General features: G+C 55.9%; 17 protein-coding genes. 2 read left to right on the top strand and 15 right to left on the bottom strand.

The genetic code is table 11. From position 1 onward, the window contains the following. Positions 1-134 precede the first annotated feature (134 nt). From nuoN to lrhA, 14 genes are all read right to left on the bottom strand, one after another. Entirely contained in the window at positions 135-1,592 is a 1,458-nt protein-coding gene (gene nuoN / locus ACLGE8_RS10490) for an NADH-quinone oxidoreductase subunit NuoN (RefSeq protein WP_410998381.1), read from the bottom strand. Between the two features lie 6 nt (positions 1,593-1,598). Next, entirely contained in the window at positions 1,599-3,128 is a 1,530-nt protein-coding gene (nuoM, locus tag ACLGE8_RS10485) for an NADH-quinone oxidoreductase subunit M (protein ID WP_410998380.1), read from the bottom strand. Positions 3,129-3,228: 100 nt separating this feature from the next. Further along, entirely contained in the window at positions 3,229-5,070 is a 1,842-nt protein-coding gene (nuoL, locus tag ACLGE8_RS10480) for an NADH-quinone oxidoreductase subunit L (RefSeq protein ID WP_410998379.1), read from the bottom strand. Then, the gene (nuoK, locus tag ACLGE8_RS10475) at positions 5,067-5,369 is read right to left on the bottom strand and encodes an NADH-quinone oxidoreductase subunit NuoK (protein ID WP_035892477.1); all 303 of its coding nucleotides are present in this window, start codon (positions 5,367-5,369) and stop codon (positions 5,067-5,069) included. The genes nuoL and nuoK overlap by 4 nt, the downstream gene beginning before the upstream one ends. Then, positions 5,366-5,920, bottom strand: coding sequence for an NADH-quinone oxidoreductase subunit J (gene nuoJ / locus ACLGE8_RS10470; RefSeq protein WP_410998378.1), 555 nt, complete (start codon positions 5,918-5,920; stop codon positions 5,366-5,368). The genes nuoK and nuoJ overlap by 4 nt, the downstream gene beginning before the upstream one ends. Before the next feature lie 11 nt (positions 5,921-5,931). Further along, entirely contained in the window at positions 5,932-6,474 is a 543-nt protein-coding gene (nuoI, locus tag ACLGE8_RS10465; RefSeq protein WP_000172742.1) for an NADH-quinone oxidoreductase subunit NuoI, read from the bottom strand. Positions 6,475-6,487: 13 nt separating this feature from the next. Next, positions 6,488-7,465, bottom strand: coding sequence for an NADH-quinone oxidoreductase subunit NuoH (gene nuoH, locus ACLGE8_RS10460; protein ID WP_035892479.1), 978 nt, complete (start codon positions 7,463-7,465; stop codon positions 6,488-6,490). Then, on the bottom strand, positions 7,462-10,188 hold the full coding sequence (gene nuoG, locus ACLGE8_RS10455; RefSeq protein ID WP_410998377.1) for an NADH-quinone oxidoreductase subunit NuoG: 2,727 nt from the start codon (positions 10,186-10,188) through the stop codon (positions 7,462-7,464). The genes nuoH and nuoG overlap by 4 nt, the downstream gene beginning before the upstream one ends. A 146-nt stretch (positions 10,189-10,334) precedes the next feature. Then, the gene (gene nuoF / locus ACLGE8_RS10450) at positions 10,335-11,672 is read right to left on the bottom strand and encodes an NADH-quinone oxidoreductase subunit NuoF (protein ID WP_115073851.1); all 1,338 of its coding nucleotides are present in this window, start codon (positions 11,670-11,672) and stop codon (positions 10,335-10,337) included. Continuing rightward, positions 11,672-12,172 (bottom strand): NADH-quinone oxidoreductase subunit NuoE, encoded by a 501-nt coding sequence (gene nuoE, locus ACLGE8_RS10445; protein WP_035892483.1) that lies wholly within the window; start codon positions 12,170-12,172, stop codon positions 11,672-11,674. The genes nuoF and nuoE overlap by 1 nt, the downstream gene beginning before the upstream one ends. Positions 12,173-12,174: 2 nt before the next feature. Then, positions 12,175-13,980, bottom strand: a complete 1,806-nt coding sequence (gene nuoC / locus ACLGE8_RS10440) for an NADH-quinone oxidoreductase subunit C/D (RefSeq protein WP_115073849.1) — start codon at positions 13,978-13,980, stop codon at positions 12,175-12,177. 93 nt (positions 13,981-14,073) lie between these two features. Then, on the bottom strand, positions 14,074-14,748 hold the full coding sequence (gene nuoB / locus ACLGE8_RS10435) for an NADH-quinone oxidoreductase subunit NuoB (RefSeq protein ID WP_002913178.1): 675 nt from the start codon (positions 14,746-14,748) through the stop codon (positions 14,074-14,076). Positions 14,749-14,763: 15 nt separating this feature from the next. Next, positions 14,764-15,210, bottom strand: coding sequence for an NADH-quinone oxidoreductase subunit NuoA (gene nuoA, locus ACLGE8_RS10430; protein WP_410998376.1), 447 nt, complete (start codon positions 15,208-15,210; stop codon positions 14,764-14,766). A 627-nt stretch (positions 15,211-15,837) separates the two neighbouring features. Continuing rightward, positions 15,838-16,779 carry a transcriptional regulator LrhA gene (lrhA, locus tag ACLGE8_RS10425; RefSeq protein WP_410998375.1) on the bottom strand — a complete coding sequence of 314 codons (942 nt, stop codon included), beginning with the start codon at positions 16,777-16,779 and terminating at the stop codon, positions 15,838-15,840. 907 nt (positions 16,780-17,686) lie between these two features. On the opposite strand from lrhA, the gene alaA reads away from it, so the two are divergent. Beyond that, on the top strand, positions 17,687-18,904 hold the full coding sequence (alaA, locus tag ACLGE8_RS10420; RefSeq protein WP_185666808.1) for an alanine transaminase AlaA: 1,218 nt from the start codon (positions 17,687-17,689) through the stop codon (positions 18,902-18,904). Positions 18,905-18,988: 84 nt separating this feature from the next. Then, complete coding sequence (yfbR, locus tag ACLGE8_RS10415) at positions 18,989-19,588, top strand: 5'-deoxynucleotidase (RefSeq protein WP_410998374.1); 600 nt, start codon at positions 18,989-18,991, stop codon at positions 19,586-19,588. 149 nt (positions 19,589-19,737) lie between these two features. Here yfbR and ACLGE8_RS10410 read toward each other — a convergent pair whose 3' ends face one another. Next, the gene (locus ACLGE8_RS10410; protein WP_410998373.1) at positions 19,738-21,570 is read right to left on the bottom strand and encodes an SLC13 family permease; all 1,833 of its coding nucleotides are present in this window, start codon (positions 21,568-21,570) and stop codon (positions 19,738-19,740) included. Positions 21,571-21,654 lie beyond the last annotated feature (84 nt).

The raw sequence follows: 21,654 nt of genomic DNA, 5'->3' as shown, positions 1-21,654 counted from the left end.
TTAACAAATCAAAAGGGGTTTTAATAACTGGCTTAAAGCTGAAAGCTTTCCGGAACCCCCAGCCTAGCTGGGGGTTTTCTGTGCACAATAAAAAACCCCGCATCGCGGGGTTTTTTCACATCAGTGACGATGGATTACATCATCGGCAGGGCCAGTCGCACAATGCTGATCAGCGGCTGCGGGTAGATACCCAGCACCAGCACCAGCAGTGCGGAGATCAGCACCACGATACCGCCCGCGCTGTACTGCCAGTTAGACGGCGCATCGCGGTTTGGTTTTTCCGGCGCGCTCAGGTACAGGCTCACCGCCACACGCAGATAGTAGTAGAGACCAATCGCGGAACCGACAACCACTGCGCCAACCAGCCACCACAGGTGCGCCTGGACGCCGACGGCCAGCACGTAGAACTTACCGATAAAGCCAAGGGTCATTGGGATACCGGCCAGAGACAGCATCATCACGGTCATCACTGCCGCCAGAATCGGGCGGTGCCAGAACAGACCACGGTAGGCGTACAGAGATTCTGCATCCGGGCCACGGTATGGGCTGGACATCAGGCTAACAACGCCGAACGCGCCGAGGCTGCTGAACAGGTAGCCTGCCAGATACACGCCAACGGTTTCCATCGACATCTCGCCGCTGTGCAACGCAATCAGCGCCACCAGCAGGTAACCGAGGTGAGAGATAGAAGAGTAACCGAGCAGACGTTTAATGTTGGTCTGGCTCAGCGCCATCAGGTTACCGAAGATGATGGAGGCGAAGGCGATAAGGCCCAGCACCACGCGTACCGCTTCGCTGTCGCCAACCGGGGCGTACAGGAACAGACGCATCACCACGCCGAAGATAGCAATCTTGCTGGCGGTCGCCAGGAAGGTAGATACCGGCGCAGGCGCCCCCTGATAAACGTCCGGCGTCCACAGATGGAACGGCACCAGAGACAGTTTAAAGCCGAGGCCGACGATCATCATCCCCAGGCCTGCCAGCAGCAGCGGTTCGTGCAGCATGTTGTCGCTGAGGCTCTTACCGAGCGCCACGAAGGAGAGGCTACCGGATTCAGCGTACAGCAGCGCCATACCGAACAGCAGGAACGACGACGCGGCGGCGGACAGGATGGTGTACTTGATGCTCGCTTCCAGTGAACGCTTCTGCCGATAGGCGTAACCAATCAGGCCGAACAGCGGCAGGGAAATCAGTTCAATACCAAGGAACAGCGCCGCCAGATGGTTGGCGTTCGCCAGCAGAATGCCGCCCATCGCAGCAATCAGCACCAGCAGGTAGAACTCTTCCTTGTTGTCGGTATAGCCCTCAAGCCACGGGTAGGCAAAGGTACAGGTTGCAAGGCTCGCCAGCAGCACCAGGCCGGTGTAGAGCATCGCATAGGCATCAACGCGCATCAGCGGCGTGACGTCCATGGCCCCCGCCTGGCCAACAAACCAGAGCGAGACCAGCGCGGCGTTAAGCCCCAGCACCGACAGCGTGGCATTGAGGAAGTGATTGCGTCGCCACGCAATGGAGAGCATCACAACCACCACCGTCAAGCCGACGATCAGCAGCGGTAATAGCGCGATCAGTTGTTGTGGAGTTATTGTCATGGCGAATTACGGCCTTGTAGTTGAAACAGAATTAACAAACCACTGCTGGATGTTACTCATCGCAGAATGTGACGTGTCCAGAATCGGCTGCGGATAGAAGCCCAGCAGAACCAGAAGCACGACCAGCAACAGGACGATAAACAGCTCGCGCAGCGACATCCCTGGCAGTTCTTTTGCCGCGATTTCACTCTTCGCTTTACCAAAGTACGCACGGTGCAGCATCGCCAGCGAGTAGACGGAAGCGAACACCAGACCGAAGGTCGAAATCACCGTAATCACCGGAACCACATGGTAGCTGCCGAACAGGATCATGAATTCGCCGACGAAGTTACCGGTACCCGGCATCCCCAGCGTACAGACCGCGAAGAACAGCGACAGCGCAGGCAGCCATTTAATTTTGCTCCACAGGCCGCCCATCTGACGCATGTCGCGGGTGTGCAGACGTTCGTAAAGCTGACCACACAGGATGAACAGGCCGGCGGCGGACAGACCGTGCGCAATCATCTGGATAACCGCGCCCTGGTACGCCAGCTGGCTGCCGGTGTAGATAGCAATCAGCACGAAGCCCATGTGGGAAACGGAGGTGTAGGCAATCAGACGTTTGATGTCGTACTGGGTGAACGCCATCCATGCGCCGTAGAAGATACCAATCACACCCAGCCACATGGCGATAGGCGCGAACTCTGCAGAGGCGTTCGGGAACAGCGGCAGCGCGAAGCGCAGCAGACCGTAGGCCGCGGTTTTCAGCAAGATACCCGCAAGGTCAACGGAACCCGCAGTCGGTGCCTGCGAGTGCGCATCTGGCAGCCAGCCGTGCAGCGGCACCACCGGCATTTTCACCGCAAAGGCGATGAAGAAGCCCAGCATCAGCAGGTATTCCACGCCGTGGGACATTGGCGTCTTCAGCAGGTCCTGATAGTTGAAGGTCCATACGCCGGTCGCATTGTGGTGCACGAACACCAGCGCCAGGATGGCAATCAGCATCACCAGACCGCTCGCCTGGGTATAGATGAAGAACTTGGTGGCCGCCGTGATACGCGTTTTACCGTCAGAGGCTTTGTGGCCCCAGAGCGCTATCAGGAAGTACATCGGTACCAGCATCATCTCCCAGAAGAAGAAGAACAGGAACATGTCGATGGCCAGGAACACGCCGATAACGCCGCCCAGGATCCACATCAGGTTGAGGTGGAAGAAGCCCTGGTATTTCTGGATTTCATTCCAGGAACAGAGCACCGCCAGCACACCCAGCAGACCGGTCAACACCACCATCAGCAGCGACAGGCCGTCGAGCGCGAGGTGGATAGTAATCCCAAAGCGTGGAATCCACGGCAGGATGAACTCAGACTGCCACTGCGGCAGGCCGGTGGATTGGGTGAGTGAGTAGCCGCCCTGCAGCCACAGCTGCAGGCCAAGCGCCAGGGTCAGTCCCATGGTGATAAGCGCAATCCAGCGCGGCATCTTCACGCCAAAGCGTTCGGTCTGCCAGCAGAGGAAACCGCCGATAAAGGGAATCAGTATTAGCCAGGGTAATAACATGGCAATTCATTTCCTTATTAATCTATCCGGAGGCGACAAGCCTGCCAGAACAGGAAAACAGCACGACATTTTCATGGGGAGGAAGCTCCTCCCCAACGAATTAACGCAATACCATCAACAACGCCAGCACCACCACGGCACCGATGCTCATTGACGCCACATACCAGCGCAGATACCCGTTCTCGCTCAGTACCAGGCCTTTGCCTGCGAAGCGGGAGAGGATAGCCGGAATGTTCATCAAAGCATTGAGCGGGTCGCGCTTCAGCAGCCAGGCGATGCCAAGGAACGGCTTCACGAACACCTTGTCGTACAGCCAGTCAAAGCCCCAGGCGTTATACCACCAGGTCCCCAGCAGGCGGCCAGGCGCGCTGTTGGCGATGGAGGTCACCAGCGTGCGTTTGCCCAGCCACAGCCATGCGGCAATCAGGATACCGGCAATCGCCACGATGCCCGAGGTGATTTCCAGCGTCAGCACACGGCCGTGTTCCAACTCGGTCGTTGCCGGCAGTACGCCGTGCAGCGGTGGCACGATCAGCGCACCGATAAAGGTCGACAGCACCATCAGCACGATCAGCGGCAGGTGGTGGGTAATCCCCTTCCCTGCGTGGGCGTGGATCTGCTCTTTACCGTGGAAGACGATGAAGATCATACGGAAGGTATACAGCGAGGTCATGAATGCACCGACCAGGCCCGCTACCATCAGGTTGATATGACCGTTGGCCATCGCACCGGCTAAGATTTCGTCCTTACTGAAGAAGCCCGCGGTAATCAGCGGCAGCGCGGAGAGCGCGGCACCACCGACCAGGAAGCAGGCATACACCAGCGGAATCGACTTACGCAGGCCACCCATCTTGAAGATGTTCTGTTCGTGATGGCAGGCAAGGATCACCGAGCCGGACGCCAGGAACAGCAGCGCTTTGAAGAACGCGTGGGTCATCAGGTGGAAAATCGCCGCATCCCATGCCTGTACGCCAAGCGCCAGGAACATATAGCCAATCTGGCTCATGGTGGAGTAAGCGAGTACACGTTTGATGTCGGTCTGTACCAGCGCGGCAAAGCCTGCCAGCACCAGCGTTACCGCCCCAATAATACCAACCAGATGCAGCACTTCCGGCGTCAGCAGGAACAGGCCGTGGGTACGGGCAATCAGGTACACACCGGCGGTAACCATGGTCGCCGCGTGGATCAGTGCGGAAACAGGTGTTGGACCAGCCATCGCGTCCGCAAGCCAGGTCTGCAACGGCAGCTGCGCGGATTTACCCACCGCACCGCCCAGCAGCATCAGGGTTGCCCACATCAGCATGTTGTTGCCCGCCGCGAAGTGCGCAGGAGCCAGTTCAACCATTTCGCGGAAGTTCAGCGTGCCCAGCTCGTTGTAGAGAATGAACAGCGCGAACGCCAGGAATACATCACCGACACGGGTCACCACAAAGGCTTTCATTGCCGCGGCGCCGTTCTTCGGATCGGTGTAGTAGAAACCGATCAGCAGATAGGAGCACAGGCCCACGCCTTCCCAGCCGAGGTACATCAGCAGCAGGTTATCAGCCAGCACCAGCACCACCATGCTCGCGATAAACAGGTTGGTGTAGGCGAAGAAGCGGGAGTACCCCTCTTCCCCACGCATGTACCAGGAGGCGAACATGTGGATCAGGAAGCCGACGCCGGTAACCACGGAGAGCATGGTCAGGGACAGGCCGTCCAGCACCAGGCTAAAGCCGATGTTGAAGTCACCCACGGACATCCACGTCCACAGCGGCAGGCTAAATGCCTGTTTGCCGTTGGCGAAGAAATCCATGCCAGCATACGCCGTGACCAGCGCTGCGAGGCCAATTGACCCGACACCAACGGTGGCGGAGAGGTTCTCCGACCAGCGCCCGCGGGAGAAGGCCAGCAGGACAAAGCCAATAAATGGCAGAATAATGGTTAAGGCAAGCATGTTCATCCGCGCAACTCACTTACTGAATCGATGTTCAGGTTCTGGCGGCGACGATGGAGCTGCAGCAACAGCGCCAGGCCAATACTCGCTTCCGCAGCCGCGAGGGTAATGGCGAGGATATACATCACCTGACCGTCGGTCTGGCCCCAGTAGCTGCCGGCGACCACGAAGGCCAGCGCGGCGGCGTTAATCATAATTTCCAGCCCAATCAGCATAAACAGCAGGTTGCGGCGGATAACCAGACCGGTTAAACCCAGCACGAATAAAATCGCCGCGAGGATCAGCCCATGTTGTAAAGGAATCATGCGTGTTCCTCCGTTTTCCTTTTCGCGCTATCGCCAGTGCGGTTGCTCAGCACTTCGCCCACGCGGTCTTCACGACCGATATGGAAGGCCACAACCAGGCCTGCCAGCAGCAGCATCGATGCCAGTTCAACCGCCAGCACGTACGGCCCGAACAGGGCGATACCCACTTCTTTGGCGCTGATAGCGTTACCGTCAATACCCTGGTCGTTCAGGCCAATGATGGCGTACACCATCACCGCCAGCAGCACGGCAGAGAGAACCGCCGGGCCAATCCAGATTTGCGGCTTCAGCCACTGACGTTCCTGAGCGATTTCAGCACCGCCCAGGTTCAGCATCATCACCACGAAGACGAACAGCACCATGATGGCGCCCGCATAGACGATGATCTCCAGCGCACCAGCGAAGTAAGCGCCCAGCGAGAAGAACACCCCGGCAATAGCCAGCAGCGAGATGATCAGATACAGCAGCGCGTGTACCGGGTTAGTGTGCGTAATCACTCGCAGTGTCGCGAGGACAGCAATCAGGCCACAGATATAAAAAGCGAATTCCATTGCCCCTCTCCTTACGGTAACAGGCTCTTGACGTCGATAGGCTTAGCTTCGTTCTCTGCTTCGCCCTTATCTTTGCCGTCGATTGCCATACCCGCCATCCGGTAGAAGTTATATTCCGGGTATTTGCCCGGACCGGAAATCAGCAGATCCTCTTTTTCGTACACCAGATCCTGACGCTTGTATTCACCCAGTTCGAAGTCCGGGGTCAACTGAATCGCCGTGGTTGGGCACGCTTCTTCACACAGGCCGCAGAAGATGCAGCGTGAGAAGTTAATGCGGAAAAACTCCGGATACCAGCGGCCGTCTTTGGTCTCTGCTTTTTGCAGAGAGATACAGCCAACCGGGCAGGCTACCGCGCACAGGTTACAAGCAACGCAGCGCTCTTCGCCGTCCGGGTCGCGCGTCAGCACGATACGGCCACGATAGCGCGGCGGCAGGTAGACCGGCTCTTCCGGGTACATCTGCGTTTCGCGTTTGGCGAACGCATGCAGGCCGATCATCCAGATACTGCGTACCTGGGTGCCGAAGCCTACGAGTAATTCTTTTAAGGTCATGGTCTATAGCCCCTTATGGCTGCTGCCAGAGAATGACAGCCGCCGTTACCAGCAAGTTGATGAGCGTCAGCGGCAGGCAAACTTTCCAGCCGAAGGACATTACCTGGTCATAACGAGGACGCGGTAACGACGCACGAATCAAAATGAACATCATCATAAAGAACGCGGTTTTCAGCGCGAACCAGATGAATGGCGGTAAGAACGGGCCTTGCCAGCCACCGAAGAACAGCGTCACGATAAGCGCTGACACGGTGACGATACCGATGTATTCACCCACGAAGAACAGACCGAACTTCATGCCGGAATATTCAATGTGGTAACCATCGGCCAGTTCCTGCTCCGCTTCCGGTTGGTCAAACGGGTGACGGTGACAGACCGCCACGCCCGCAATCGCAAAGGTAATGAAGCCGAAGAACTGAGGAATGACGTTCCACAGGTGAGCCTGGTTATTGACGATGTCGGTCATGTTGAATGAACCGGCCTGCGCCACCACGCCCATCAGAGACAGACCCAGGAACACTTCGTAGCTCAGGGTCTGCGCAGACGCACGCATCGCACCCAGCAGCGAGTATTTGTTGTTGCTCGACCAGCCAGCGAACAGCACCGCGTAAACCGCAAGACCCGCCATCATCAGGAAGAACAGGATCCCGATGTTGAGGTCGGCGACCACCCAGCTTGGGCTGACCGGCACAATGGCGAAGGCCAGCAGCAGCGAGGTGAAGGCGATAACCGGCGCCAGCGTAAAGATCATGCGGTCCGTAAATTTCGGAACCCAGTCCTCTTTAAAGAACATTTTGATCATGTCGGCAACCAGCTGGAGCGAACCGCCCCAGCCTACGCGGTTTGGCCCGTAGCGGTTCTGGAACAGGCCCAGAAGGCGACGTTCGCCGAAGCTCATGAACGCCCCGCAGGTGACCACCACCAGCAGAATGACCACGGCCTTGACGATGCTAAGGAGGATCTCAATCAGATCCGGCGTTAACCAACTCATTGCTGTGCCTCCTGCAGATTATCAAGACGCGCGCCCGCCAGTGATGGAGCAATACCCGGCATGCCCATCGGCAAACCAACCTGCCCTGCCACCAGCCCGCTGGAAATCACCAGCGGCAGCGTGACGGTCTGACCATCAAAGCTGAACGCCATCTTCGCGCCTTCGTTTACGCCAAGCGCCGCGGCATCGGCCGGGTTGAGCTTGAGGTAAGGCTGCGGCATGCGGCTCTGGAACACCGGTGCGCGCTGTGACATCTCGTCGCTACCAAACAGATGGTAGTACGGAGCCACGCGCCATTTCCCGGCTTCAGCCTGGAAGCCTGCCGGTACGGTGGTGAAGTAATCCAGACCGTTTGCCGACGCTTCAATCAGACGTACGCCCGGGTCACCGTGACGCAGTTTGCCGCCCACTTCTGCCTGGAACTTGTTCCATGCCTGCGGGGAGTTCCAGCCAGGAGCCCAAGCGAATGGGATCTGCGAGCGCGGCGCGCCCGGCTGGTTGTTCCCTTCCATGGAGAAGGCGAACATGGTGTCTTTATCCTGCGGCTGACGCGGCTCGTGCACGCTAATGTTCGCACGCATCGCCGTACGACCGCTGTAGCGGTGCGGTTCACGCGCCAGCTTCTGGCCGCGAATACGGAAAGTTGCGTCCGGCGCGGCATCTTTAATGCCTGCCAGCTGCGGCAGCGCCGCGACGGCAGCGTCAATCACGTGGTCCAGCTGAGTCCAGTCAACCTGACGGTTTTCCAGGGTGCTGTGCAGCGAGTGCAGCCAGCGCCAGCTTTCCAGCATGATGGTTTTGCTGTCGTAGTAGCTTGGGTCATACACCTGGAAGAAGCGCTGTGCGCGGCCTTCGTTGTTGATGACCGTACCGTCGCTTTCAGCGAAGCTTGCCGCCGACAGCACCAGGTGCGCATGGTCCATAATCGCCGTGCGCTGATGGTCAATGACCATGACCAGCGGTGCTTTATCCAGCGCGGCGTTAACGCGGCTGGCAGCCGCATGACGGTGCAGGTCGTTTTCCAGCACGATAACCGCATCGGCAGCGCCGCTTTCCAGTTCATTCAGCGCCTCATCCAGAGAGCCGCCGCCAATCATGCCGAGGCCAACGCTGTTCACCGCACGGGCAATCATCGTCACGCCAACGTCAGAACCGCGGGCTTTCAGGGCTTTCGCCACGTTCGCTGCTGCCTGGATAACTTCCGCGCTACCGGCGTTGGTGCCGGAGATAATCAGCGGTTTTTTCGCCCCGGCCAGCGCCTGAACGATCACGTCGATCTTGCCCTGCAGGTCACTGCCGATACCGTCAACGGCCGGTGCGTTGTTGTCCAGCGCATGGGCAATGGCAAAGCCTAAACGCGCCTGGTCTTCAACCGGTGCGCGGTAGGTCCACGCGGCGATATCGTCCAGACGGGTGTCGTCGACGTTAGTGACAAACAGCGGGTGTTTCGCACGCTGGCCGATGTTGAGGATGGCCGCAATCTGCCAGTCAGCCACTTTCTGGGCCGCTGCCATTTCACGCGCTTTACCTTTCACCGCCTGGCGAACCGCCAGCGCGACGCGAGCGCCGGTCTGGGTAATGTCTTCACCCAGCACCAGTACCGCATCGTAAGATTCGATATCGCGCAGCGCAGGGGTATGAATGCCGCCTTCGCGCAGCACTTTCAGCGCCAGCTGCAGACGTTCCTGCTCGCCTTTAGCGATGCCGGTGTAGAAGTTATCCGCGCCCACCAGTTCACGCAGCGCGAAGTTGCTTTCCACGCTGGCGCGTGGGGAGCCGATACCAATCACTTTCTTCGACTGACGCAGAATATCCGCCGCGCCCTGCATCGCCTGTTCGGCGTTGAGGGTGATGAGGTCATCGCCACGGCGCTGAACCGGCTGACGCGGACGGTCTTTCAGGTTCACATAGCCATAGCCGAAACGACCGCGGTCGCAGAGGAAGTAGTGGTTCACGGTACCGTTGTAGCGGTTTTCGATACGACGCAGTTCGCCATAGCGCTCGCCCGGGCTGGTGTTACAGCCAATGGAGCACTGCTGGCAGATGCTTGGTGCAAACTGCATGTCCCACTTACGGTTGTAGCGCTCGGAGTGCGTCTTATCGGTAAATACGCCGGTCGGGCAAATTTCAACCAGGTTACCGGAGAATTCGCTTTCCAGGGTACCGTCTTCTGGACGGCCGAAGTAGACGTTGTCGTGCGCGCCGTACACACCAAGATCGGTGCCGTCAGCGTAGTCTTTGTAGTAACGCACGCAGCGGTAACAGGCGATGCAGCGGTTCATTTCGTGAGAGATGAACGGCCCCAGGTCCTGGTTGCGGTGGGTACGTTTAGTAAAGCGATAGCGACGGAAGCTATGGCCGGTCATTACGGTCATATCCTGAAGGTGGCAGTTACCGCCCTCTTCGCAGACCGGACAGTCGTGCGGGTGGTTAGTCATCAACCACTCCACCACGCTCTCGCGGAACTGCTTCGCTTCTGCGTCATCGATAGAAATAAAGGTGCCGTCGGATGCCGGTGTCATACAGGACATCACCAGGCGGCCACGCGTGTCTTCCGCGTTCTGATATTGCTTCACCGCACACTGGCGGCAAGCACCGACGCTCCCAAGCGCCGGGTGCCAGCAAAAGTAAGGAATATCAAGGCCCATAGAGAGACATGCCTGTAGCAGGTTGTCCGCTCCGTTGACCTCGTATTCTTTGCCGTCTACATGAATCGTAGCCATTAGCGTGCTTCCAGTTGGCTCAGCCGAGACCGAGCGTTAATCAAAATTCGTTCCCCTCACCCCGGCCCTCTCCCCAAAGGGGCGAGGGAGAAAACCGGACTGTTCCCTCTCCCCTTTGGGGAGAGGGTTAGGGTGAGGGGCAAAAATCACCAGCGCGTCTTTAGCAGGTTCGGCTGAATCCCGTTAATTGCATGGGTGTTGCTGAACTGCTGCTTGATGCCTGCTTCGAATTCTTCGCGGAAATATTTAATGGCGCTCTGCAGCGGCTCAACCGCACCAGGCGCGTGCGCGCAGAAGGTTTTACCCGGCCCTAAGAATCGACACAGTTGCTCAAGTGTCTCGATGTCGCCAGGCTGGCCTTCACCGCGCTCAAGGGCGCGCAGAATTTTGACGCTCCACGGCAAGCCGTCGCGGCATGGCGTACACCAACCGCAGGACTCGCGGGCGAAGAACTCTTCCAGGTTACGCACCAGCGGCACCATGCCAATCTCGTGGTCAACGGCCATCGCCAGCGCCGTACCCAGACGGCTGCCCGCTTTACCGATGCTTTCAAATTCCATCGGCAGATCAAGGTGCGATTCGGTCAGGAAGTCAGTCCCTGCGCCGCCCGGCTGCCAGGCCTTAAATTTCAGGCCATCACGCATGCCGCCAGCGTAGTCTTCAAGGATTTCACGTGCGGTGGTGCCAAACGGCAGTTCCCAGACGCCCGGGTTTTTCACACGCCCGGAGAAGCCCATCAGCTTGGTGCCGGCATCTTTACTGGTGGAGATGTTCTGATACCACTCAACGCCGTTGGCCAGAATCGCCGGAACGTTGCAGAGGGTTTCCACGTTGTTGACGCAGGTCGGTTTACCCCAGACGCCAGAGCTCGCCGGGAACGGCGGCTTGGAGCGTGGGTTAGCACGACGGCCTTCAAGGGAGTTAATCAGCGCGGTTTCTTCACCGCAGATGTAGCGCCCTGCCCCGGTGTGCACGAACAGCTCGAAGTCAAAACCGGTACCGAGAATGTTTTTCCCGAGCAGGCCCGCTTCGGTGGCTTCCGCAATGGCACGACGCAGGTGCTGCGCGGCTTCAATGTATTCGCCACGCAGGAAGATGTAACCGCGGTACGCCTTCAGGGCGAACGCGGAGATCAGCATGCCTTCCACCAGCAGGTGCGGCAGCTGTTCCATCAACAGGCGGTCTTTATAGGTGCCCGGCTCCATTTCATCGGCGTTACACAGCAGGTAACGGATGTTCATGGATTCGTCTTTCGGCATCAGGCTCCACTTCAGACCGGTGGAAAAGCCCGCGCCGCCGCGCCCTTTCAGGCCAGCGTCTTTTACCTGGTTGACGATTTCGTCCGGGGCCATCCCGGAGAGCGCTTTACGCGCACCGGCATAGCCGTTTTTCGCCTGATACTCTTCCAACCACACCGGCTGCTTGTCGTCGCGAAGACGCCAGGTCAGCGGGTGGGTTTCGGGAGTCAGAATAATATTTTTCATTATTTATACTGCTCCAGCAGGTCAGGAATGGCTTCCGGCGTCAGATGGCTGTGAGTGTCCTCATCAATCATCATGGTCGGCCCCTTGTCGCAGTTGCCCAGGCAGCAGGTCGGCAGCAGGGTGAAGCGGCCATCAAAAGTGGTTTGACCCGGTTTGATGTCGAGCTTCTTCTCAATCGCGGCCTGAATGCCCTGATAACCGGTGATGTGACACACCACGCTGTCGCAGTAGCGAATCACGTGACGGCCAACCGGCTGGCGGAAAATCTGGCTGTAGAACGTCGCCACACCTTCTACGTCGCTTGCCGGAATATCCAGAACTTCGGCAATCGCGTAAATCGCCCCGTCCGGCACCCAGCCACGCTGTTTCTGAACGATTTTCAGCGCTTCGATGGACGCCGCACGCGGGTCTTCGTAGTGGTGCTTCTCGTGCTCAATAGCTTCACGCTCTGCCGCACTCAGCTCAAAAGCCTCGGTTTGTGGTTGTTGATTCTCGTGCATAATTAGCGGTCCACGTCTGACATAACAAAATCAATACTACCCAGATAGACGATGAGGTCTGATACCAGGCTGCCACGGATCGCCGACGGAATCTGCTGCAGGTGCGCATAGCTCGGCGTACGGATACGGGTGCGGTAGCTCATGGTGCTGCCGTCGCTGGTCAGGTAGTAACTGTTAATACCCTTGGTCGCTTCCACCATCTGGAAGGACTCCTGCGCCGGCATAACCGGGCCCCAGGAAACCTGCAGGAAGTGGGTGATCAGGGTTTCGATGTGCTGCAGCGTGCGCTCTTTCGGTGGCGGCGTGGTCAGCGGGTGATCCGCCTTGAACGGGCCTTCCGGCATGTTGTCGAGGCACTGCTGAAGAATGCGCAGGCTCTGGCGCAGCTCTTCCACTTTCAGCATCACGCGGGTGTAGCAGTCAGAAACGCCACCGCCGGTCGGGATTTCGAAGTCGAAGTTTTCATAGCCAGAGTATGGACGCCATTTACGCACGTCGAAGCCGATACCGGTGGCACGCAGGCCGGCACCGGTGGTGCCCCACTCCAGCGCTTCTTTTGCGGTATAAGCAGCAACGCCGACGGAGCGACCTTTCAGAATGGTGTTACGCAGCGCGGCTTTCTCGTAGGAGTCCAGACGCTTTGGCATCCACTCAAGGAATTCACGCAGCAGACGATCCCAGCCGCGAGGCAGGTCGTGTGCCACGCCGCCGATGCGGAACCAGGCCGGGTGCATACGGAAACCGGTAATCGCTTCAACCAGGTCATAAATTTTCTGACGGTCGGTAAAGGCGAAGAAGACCGGGGTCATCGCGCCGACGTCCTGAATAAACGTCGAGATGTACAGCAGGTGGCTGTTGATGCGGAACAGTTCGGAGAGCATCACGCGAATCACGTTCACGCGGTCCGGCGTGGTGATTCCCGCCAGCTTCTCTACCGCCAGCACGTACGGCATTTCGTTCACGCAGCCGCCGAGGTACTCGATACGGTCGGTGTACGGAATGTAGCTGTGCCAGGATTGACGCTCGCCCATCTTCTCAGCGCCACGGTGGTGGTAGCCGATGTCCGGTACGCAGTCGACAATCTCTTCGCCATCAAGCTGCAGAATAATACGGAATGCACCGTGCGCAGACGGGTGGTTCGGGCCGAGGTTAAGGAACATGAAGTCCTCGTTTTCGGTCCCACGCTTCATGCCCCACTCTTCCGGTTTGAAGGTCAGCGCTTCCATTTCCAGATCCTGCTTGGCTTTGGTCAGCTCAAACGGATCGAATTCGGTGGCGCGCGCCGGATAGTCTTTACGCAGCGGATGGCCTTCCCAGGTCGGCGGCATCATGATGCGACGCAGGTTCGGGTGGCCGTTAAAGGTGATGCCGAACATTTCCCAGGTTTCACGCTCATACCAGTTGGCGTTCGGGAAAAGTTTGGTGATGGTCGCGACGTTCAGGTCGTTTTCAGACAATGCCACCTTGAGCATGATATCGCGATTGCGGTCTATTGAGATCAGGTGGTAGAAAACGGAAAAGTCCGCGGCAGGTAAACCTTCGCGGTGCGTACGCAGACGTTCGTCCATGCCGTGGAGATCGAAAAGCATGACGTAAGGCTTTGGCAATCTCTTCAGGAAGTCGACAATTTCAAGCAGCTGTTCGCGCTTAACCCAAACAACGGGAATCCCGGTGCGGGTGGCCTGAACGGTAAAAGCATCCGGCCCAAAACGGTTGCGCAGTTCGCCGATGACCGGATCATCAAGGTGATCGCGGGTTTGCCATGCGGCTGCGTCTTGCGCGGTTAAATCGGTCATATTGTTCACCATTGCAAAAGGTCCGTGGTGACTGCCGGGGTGGCCTTCGCGCTGTTGTATATTGATTTGCGAAGTCAAAAAGATGCCACCGCCCGCAGGCGCAAATTAAATCTCGTCCGGTGTCCGCAGATTCGTCACCGCAATGCGTTCGCCGCGTTTACGCTCGCGCTCCGATTGCATGTTGGCGCGGTAAACGCCCTGATCGCCAACAACCCACGACAGTGGGCGACGTTCTTTACCAATGGATTCCTGCAGCAGCATCAGCGCCTGCATGTAAGCTTCCGGGCGCGGAGGGCAGCCAGGAATGTACACGTCGACAGGAATGAATTTATCCACGCCCTGCACCACGGAGTAGATGTCATACATACCACCGGAGTTTGCGCAGGCGCCCATGGAGATAACCCATTTCGGTTCCAGCATCTGGTCGTACAGGCGCTGAATAACCGGAGCCATCTTGGTGAAGCAGGTACCGGCCACAACCATCAGGTCAGCCTGACGTGGGGACGCACGCAGTACTTCCGCACCAAAACGCGCAACGTCATGCACCGCAGTGAATGACGTCACCATTTCAACGTAGCAGCAAGAAAGGCCGAAGTTGTAAGGCCAGATTGAGTTCTTACGGCCCCAGTTGACCATGTCGTGAAGCGCGTGTTCGAGTTTCCCCATGTACACGCTTTTGTTCACCTCTTGCTCCAGGGGATCGGTAACAATCTCCTGTTTTTGCAGGGGGTAACGGTCGTTCTCACCGTTAGGATCTATGCGGGTGAGCGTATAATCCATCTTATTGCCTCGCTTTTACTGCGTATTACGGTTAGTGACGCTTTCGGTTTCTGAGTTAGCCAGCGTGCGGCGAGAACGCGCAGGCGTCCAATCAAGCGCGCCAATGCGAACGAGGTAAACCAGACCGGCCAGCAGCACAAATATGAAAATGGCGGCCTCGATAAAGCCAACCCAACCGCTTTCGCGAATAGACGTTGACCAGGCGTAGAGATAAAGCGCTTCCACGTCGAAGATGACGAAGAACATGGCGACCAGATAGAACTTCGCCGACAGACGCAAACGTGCGGAGCCAACGGAGTCGATACCCGATTCAAACGGGGTGTTTTTGCTTCTTGCGCGTGCGCGACCACCCAAGTACCAGCCGCCGATTAACATCAGGCAGCACAGGCCAATGGCAATGATCAGAAAGATAGCGAATGCCCAGTGATGAGCGATGATTTCAGTGGATGTTGACATACACAAAGCTTTACCAAATAGGTAGCATTACCACCTCTGCTCTTACCGGCAGATGGACGCTACATCGATTCATGGGGAGGATTAAAAAACCTGCAAACAGCCCAATTCGAAACATAGACCGCAAAATGTTGAGGTTTTTTACTCCTTTCTATAACCTTTTGTCAACTTTAACAAAAGTTTCCTCACATTAATTTACATCAAAAGCATTTCATTAACATTACGTGCCCTTTGATTTGATTCAGCTCAATAGACCCTGCGGTTTACGTGTTGTTGAATCGTGTCCGTTTTGTAGCGACAACAAGAATTACCCATCTATTTTGACAGGATTTTCTAATGATTCCTCCCCCTAATGAGGAGTATTTTCTTGATCTAAGACACGCTTTTGTTAATTCGCCCCGCAAAACGGCAACAATCTATCCGTTTTTTTAACATTAGCAGGTGATATGAAGTTGCGTTTGATGGTATGGCGTATGGATAGGAAAATAATTCTAATTACATGATTATTATCACATTATTAGATTTATTTTTTTTCTGGTTACCTGGAAGTACGAAAAAAGAACCGCAAACAGATTTTTCTTCGTCTACGATTCTTTTTTTGAATTTACATTTTGTTACTACATTTCGAGCGAGTTGTTAATCAAAGTCCCTTTCATGAATAAGGGGATTATCTCCCCCTTCCGAGGTATAGCTGCCCGCATTCGGCCACGGATCGTAACGCTGCTCCTGGGACTGGAAAATCATCTGCGCCAGTTCGTTTTCGCTCTCAACGTTGTAACTCAGCATATATTCCGTCTCCGGTAGATCCGGCATCCCCTCTCCTTTGCCAAGGGCGCGGAGATCCGGGCTCATCATCTCGGCCGGCCGGCCGGTAACGCCAAGACCCGCTTTAACCGCGGCGCGAACAGCGGAGAGCGTTGAGGCAACGTACGCCAGACGCCACGCAATACCGGCGTCATCCAGCGTTTGGATAATCATGTCGCGGAACGGGCTTGGATCGTCGAGCAACACCAGTGGTACCGGCTCTTCCGGGCGCAGGGTAAAGTCCGCCGCACAATACCAAAGCGTAGGCGACGTACGTAAAATCGTCGACTCAAAACCTTCCAGCGGATGCGTCGTCAGCGCCAGATCGACCTCTTTGCTTTTCAGCATCTCGGCCATCACGCAGTGACGTTTAACCCGCACATCCAGCGCCAGCTTTGGATAGGCAGAGCTAATGCGGTTCAACAGGAACGGGAGAATGGTATCAGAGGATTCATCCGATGAGCCAAGCGTTAGCTGCCCCTGCAGGGAACTAAACATTAGCGACGTGCATGCTTCATCATTGAAGCGCAGGATTTTCCGCGCATAGCCCAACAGCTGGATACCATGTTCGGTGAGGAGTTTATTCCGCCCATGGCGGGCAAAAAGCTCCTTCCCCACCAATTGTTCGAGGCGTTGCATTTGTTGGCTTACGGCGGATTGAGTACGGCACACTGCCGCCGCCGCCGCCGCGAAGGTGCTCAGGTCGGCAACAGCAACAAAGGTTCTCAGCAGATCGAGATCGAGATTCAGTATCGGACGATTGGCATTTATCATATTAATCCACTTACAGGTTCGGTGATCCGACCTGCCTAATTGATGCTGCACTCAAAAGTTCAGGCTAATCCTTTAAATCATCTTTCACCAATCATTGACGAATGACTGCCTGATGAGTGTCAGTATTAAATTTTCTGTTACTAACGTGAGTAACAGTTCCTTTTGCAATATATCCTTTGCCCTGAGGCTAATAATCCGTTTCGTTCTGGGTTCACTCTCGCGTAAGAAGTTGTAGGGGTGCCACCGCGATAATGCATCAGAATGAAGGTTGTACGTATAAAAGAAGCCAATAAATCCAATAAATAACATCAAGTTATGGAATCAGCTTTGATAATCATCAACAAAAACAGCTAATGAAAGTCTGGTGCTCATCCTCATATTAACCGAAAACCATAAGATTTATAAGCCTTAAATAAGTTCTATCTCAATAAAGAAAAAGGTTTAGATTCAAAACAATTTAAGAAATCTAACAATTCACAGGCATTACTTTTCAAAATATAAGAAAATATTAATTTTCATCATAAGCAATCCTTAACATCAACTTCACAAAAATGAGTATCATCCCTAATCCTTATTCGCCATTATTTAATTAAAAATTAAAAATGTTGAAGAATGCTTAAAGTATATCGAGTGGTCTTAGCACCTAAGCTAAATCACTTTCTTTTTACCAGATGTAAAACCTATACATCACTCAAAAGACAGTGATTTAAACTATTGAACAATAAATTAACAAAACATCCCACAATGATAGCCCGCATCAAGCAGTAAAAAACAATGTACCGGCAACGTAAGATGCACAAAATCTTCTACTGTTAACCCTTCAAAACCCCGGGGATGCGGAGTACATTGTTCCGTGCTGACTTCCACGGCAGGGAGTGGCAATAACAGCTAAAAAGGTCAACGATTCATGTCCCCCATTGAAAAATCCAGCAAGTTAGACAACGTCTGTTACGACATTCGTGGCCCAGTTCTTAAAGAGGCGAAGCGTCTTGAAGAAGAAGGCAATAAGGTCCTTAAACTTAACATCGGTAACCCGGCACCTTTCGGGTTCGACGCGCCGGATGAGATTCTGGTTGACGTGATCCGTAACCTGCCTACCGCCCAGGGCTACTGCGACTCCAAAGGGCTGTACTCCGCCCGTAAAGCCATCATGCAGCACTACCAGGCGCGCGGCATGCGCGACGTGACGGTAGAAGATATTTATATCGGCAACGGCGTGTCCGAGCTTATTGTTCAGGCGATGCAGGCGCTGCTGAACAGCGGTGATGAAATGCTGGTTCCCGCGCCGGATTACCCCCTGTGGACCGCGGCCGTTTCGCTCTCCAGCGGCAAAGCGGTGCATTACCTGTGCGACGAATCCGCCGACTGGTTCCCGGACTTAGACGATATTCGCGCTAAAATCACGCCACGCACCCGCGGGATTGTCATCATTAACCCCAACAACCCGACCGGCGCGGTCTATTCCAAAGAGCTGCTGCTGGAGATTGTTGAGATCGCCCGCGAGCACAACCTGATCATCTTCGCCGATGAAATCTACGACAAGATCCTCTATGACGAAGCGCAGCACCATTCGATCGCCGCGCTGGCACCGGATCTGCTGACCATTACCTTTAACGGTCTGTCCAAAACCTATCGCGTTGCCGGTTTCCGTCAGGGCTGGATGGTGCTGAACGGGCCGAAGAAACACGCCAAAGGCTATATTGAAGGGCTGGAAATGCTGGCCTCTATGCGCCTGTGCGCCAACGTGCCAGCGCAGCACGCTATTCAGACCGCGCTGGGCGGCTATCAAAGCATCAGCGAATTCATCACGCCGGGCGGTCGCCTGTACGAACAGCGCAACCGCGCGTGGGAGCTTATCAATGAGATCCCAGGCGTCTCCTGCGTGAAGCCGAAAGGTGCGCTGTACATGTTCCCGAAAATTGATGCTAAGCGCTTTAACATCCATGACGATCAGCGCATGGTGCTGGACTTCCTGCTGCAGGAGAAAGTGCTGTTGGTTCAGGGTACCGCCTTTAACTGGCCGTGGCCGGATCACGTGCGTATCGTGACCCTGCCGCGCGAAGATGATCTGGAGATGGCGATTACCCGCTTTGGTCGTTTCCTGTCGGGTTACCACCAGCTCTGATGCTGCTTATGGCCGCTGGTATTTGCATCCAGCGGCCATCTCTGCGCACAATGCCTTTACTGTTGTTAACGCGTAAGGGTCGTTATGAATCAGAGTCATTTTTTTGCCCACCTCTCCCGCCTCAAGTTAATCAACCGCTGGCCGCTGATGCGCAACGTGCGCACCGAAAACGTCTCTGAACACAGTCTGCAGGTCGCGATGGTCGCCCACGCGCTCGCCGCCATTAAAAACCGTAAGTTCAACGGTAAGGTTAACGCCGAACGTATTGCGCTGCTGGCGATGTATCACGACGCCTCTGAAGTCTTAACCGGGGATTTACCTACACCGGTGAAGTATTTCAACTCGCAGATTGCGCAGGAATATAAAGCGATTGAGAAAATCGCCCAGCAGAAGCTTATCGATATGGTGCCGGAAGAGTTGCACGATATTTTTGCGCCGCTTATCGACGAGCATCAGAGCAGCGATGAAGAAAAAGCCATTGTGAAACAGGCTGACGCGCTGTGCGCCTATCTGAAGTGTCTGGAGGAACTGTCGGCGGGCAACAATGAGTTCCTGCTGGCGAAAGGCCGCCTGGAGAAAACGCTGGCTTCACGCCGCAGCGAAGAGATGGACTATTTTATGGCGGTGTTTGTGCCAAGCTTCCATCTTTCGCTCGATGAAATAAGCCAGGATTCGCCGCTGTAGTCGTTCCCGCGATATTGTGTTTGTAGGCCGGATAAGACGTTTACGTCGCCATCCGGCACCGTGCGCCATTCTGCCATCCGGCACCGTGCGCCATTCTGCCTGATGGCGCTACGCTTATCGGGCCTACCATCGTGTGCTGCCCAGAAGCATCAGAACGGGAACAAAATCGGCACCAGCACTACGCAGACAATCATCACCAGCACGGTAAACGGCACGCCGATTTTCACAAAGTCGCTAAAGCTGTACTTCCCAGGCCCCAGCACCAGCGTATTCACCGGTGAAGAGACCGGCGTCATAAACGCAGCGGACGCGGCCATCGCCACTATCATCGCAAACGGATAGGGTGATACCCCCATCGATTTCGCCGTCGCCAGCGCAATTGGCGCCATCAGCACCGCCGTGGCGGTGTTGGAGATAAACAGGCCAATCGCTGCGCACATCACGAACAGGCAGCCCAGCATCAGATATGGCCCCTGCCCGCCGCCGATATCCATCAGCCCTTTCACCACCAGGTCAACCCCGCCGGTTTTTTGCAGCGCCAGCGCGAACGGCATCATGCCGACGATCAAAATAATACTCGGCCAGTGAATAGATTTGTAGGCGCTCTGGGCGTCGATACAGCGGAATTTCCCCATCAGCAGGCAGGCAATAATCGCCGCAATCGGGTTCGGAATTTCATCGGTCAGCATCAGCGCAACCATCAACACCAGGCAGAAGATGGCGTGGGGTGCCTGGCTGTGCGCCGGTGAGGCATCACTCACCTCCACCGGCAGATTCAGCACCACGAAGTCGCGGCCGTTTTGCGCCAGTTGGCTAATCAGCTTCCAGTTGCCCACCACCAGCACGATATCGCCCAACTGCAGCGGTTCATCAACCACCGAGCCGTCCAGCGCCTCGCCATCGCGCTTCATGCCAACCACATTCAGGCCGTAGCGGGTACGAAAGCCCATTTCACGCACGCTTTTTCCAAGCAGTTCAGATTCCGGGATCAGCGACACCTCCGCCATCCCTACGTCCAGCGCCTGGTCGGAGAAGTACTCACCGCGCAGCACCATCGGCTCCAGCATCTGCTCGCTGCAAAACTGGCGCAGGTCAATTTCCGCCGCCGACATATCAATTAGCAGCACGTCGCGGGCACGGAATTCCGACACCCCGTTCACGTTCACAATCACCCGGCGGAAACGACGCCAGCGTTCAACGCCAATAATGTTGGCCCCGTAACGTTCGCGCAACTTCATGTCGTCCAGTCGCTGACCAATCATCGGCGAGCCGGGGCGAATCGCCAGGCGACGAGCGCGCCCGGTAAGGTGATAATCGCGGATCAGGTCACGGAAGGTGCTGCGTTTGCGGCCATCGCGCGACGTATTGCCATCATCGCCTTTCAGCATAAAACGCATCACCAGCATGTAGAGGATGCCGAGCACCAGCACCACAAGGCCAATCGGCGTAACGCTGAAGAAACTAAAGCCTTCCAGCCCTTCACGAATCAGCTCACTGTTGATAACCAGGTTTGGCGGCGTGGCGACCAGCGTCATCATGCCGCTGATAAGCCCGGCGAAGCTGAGCGGCATCATCAGGCGAGAGGGAGAGATATTCATGCGCGCAGAGACGCTGAGCACCACAGGAATGAAGATGGCCACGACCCCGGTGGAGCTCATAAATGCCCCCAACCCGGCCACCGTCAGCATCAGGAAAACCAGCATTTTGGTTTCGCTGCTGCCCGCGGCCTGCACCAGCCAGGAGCCCATATTGGTTGCCACACCGGTTCGCACCAGGCCATCGCCGATGATAAACAGTGCGGCAATCAGAATAACGTTAGGATCGCTAAAACCAGAAAACGCTTCGCTAAGCGTCAATGTACCGCTGAGAACAAACGCGACAATAATGCCCAAAGCGATCGCATCCATGCGGACTTTACCGGTGGCAAAAAGCACAACCGCAATCGCTAACAGACAGAGCACCCAAATCAGTTCACCGTTCACAACATTTCCTTGTCATCAATTAAGCGGTTAGAGAATCAACTAAAAGGCGTTCACCATAGTGACAGAAAAAAGCCCCAACGGTGT

Source organism: Kluyvera sp. 142486, assembly GCF_046569695.1.
Classification (GTDB): domain Bacteria; phylum Pseudomonadota; class Gammaproteobacteria; order Enterobacterales; family Enterobacteriaceae; genus Kluyvera.
Note: the sequence above shows the minus strand (reverse complement) of the source record. Positions and strands in the feature narration are given on the sequence as shown.

Bases quoted from the DNA above. Each gene is read 5' to 3' on its own strand.
- nuoN (WP_410998381.1), bottom strand. From the start codon at position 1,592: ATGACAATAACTCCACAACAACTGATCGCGCTATTACCGCTGCTGATC.
- nuoM (WP_410998380.1), bottom strand. From the start codon at position 3,128: ATGTTATTACCCTGGCTAATACTGATTCCCTTTATCGGCGGTTTCCTC.
- nuoL (WP_410998379.1), bottom strand. From the start codon at position 5,070: ATGAACATGCTTGCCTTAACCATTATTCTGCCATTTATTGGCTTTGTC.
- nuoK (WP_035892477.1), bottom strand. From the start codon at position 5,369: ATGATTCCTTTACAACATGGGCTGATCCTCGCGGCGATTTTATTCGTG.
- nuoJ (WP_410998378.1), bottom strand. From the start codon at position 5,920: ATGGAATTCGCTTTTTATATCTGTGGCCTGATTGCTGTCCTCGCGACA.
- nuoI (WP_000172742.1), bottom strand. From the start codon at position 6,474: ATGACCTTAAAAGAATTACTCGTAGGCTTCGGCACCCAGGTACGCAGT.
- nuoH (WP_035892479.1), bottom strand. From the start codon at position 7,465: ATGAGTTGGTTAACGCCGGATCTGATTGAGATCCTCCTTAGCATCGTC.
- nuoG (WP_410998377.1), bottom strand. From the start codon at position 10,188: ATGGCTACGATTCATGTAGACGGCAAAGAATACGAGGTCAACGGAGCG.
- nuoF (WP_115073851.1), bottom strand. From the start codon at position 11,672: ATGAAAAATATTATTCTGACTCCCGAAACCCACCCGCTGACCTGGCGT.
- nuoE (WP_035892483.1), bottom strand. From the start codon at position 12,172: ATGCACGAGAATCAACAACCACAAACCGAGGCTTTTGAGCTGAGTGCG.
- nuoC (WP_115073849.1), bottom strand. From the start codon at position 13,980: ATGGTGAACAATATGACCGATTTAACCGCGCAAGACGCAGCCGCATGG.
- nuoB (WP_002913178.1), bottom strand. From the start codon at position 14,748: ATGGATTATACGCTCACCCGCATAGATCCTAACGGTGAGAACGACCGT.
- lrhA (WP_410998375.1), bottom strand. From the start codon at position 16,779: ATGATAAATGCCAATCGTCCGATACTGAATCTCGATCTCGATCTGCTG.
- alaA (WP_185666808.1), top strand. From the start codon at position 17,687: ATGTCCCCCATTGAAAAATCCAGCAAGTTAGACAACGTCTGTTACGAC.
- yfbR (WP_410998374.1), top strand. From the start codon at position 18,989: ATGAATCAGAGTCATTTTTTTGCCCACCTCTCCCGCCTCAAGTTAATC.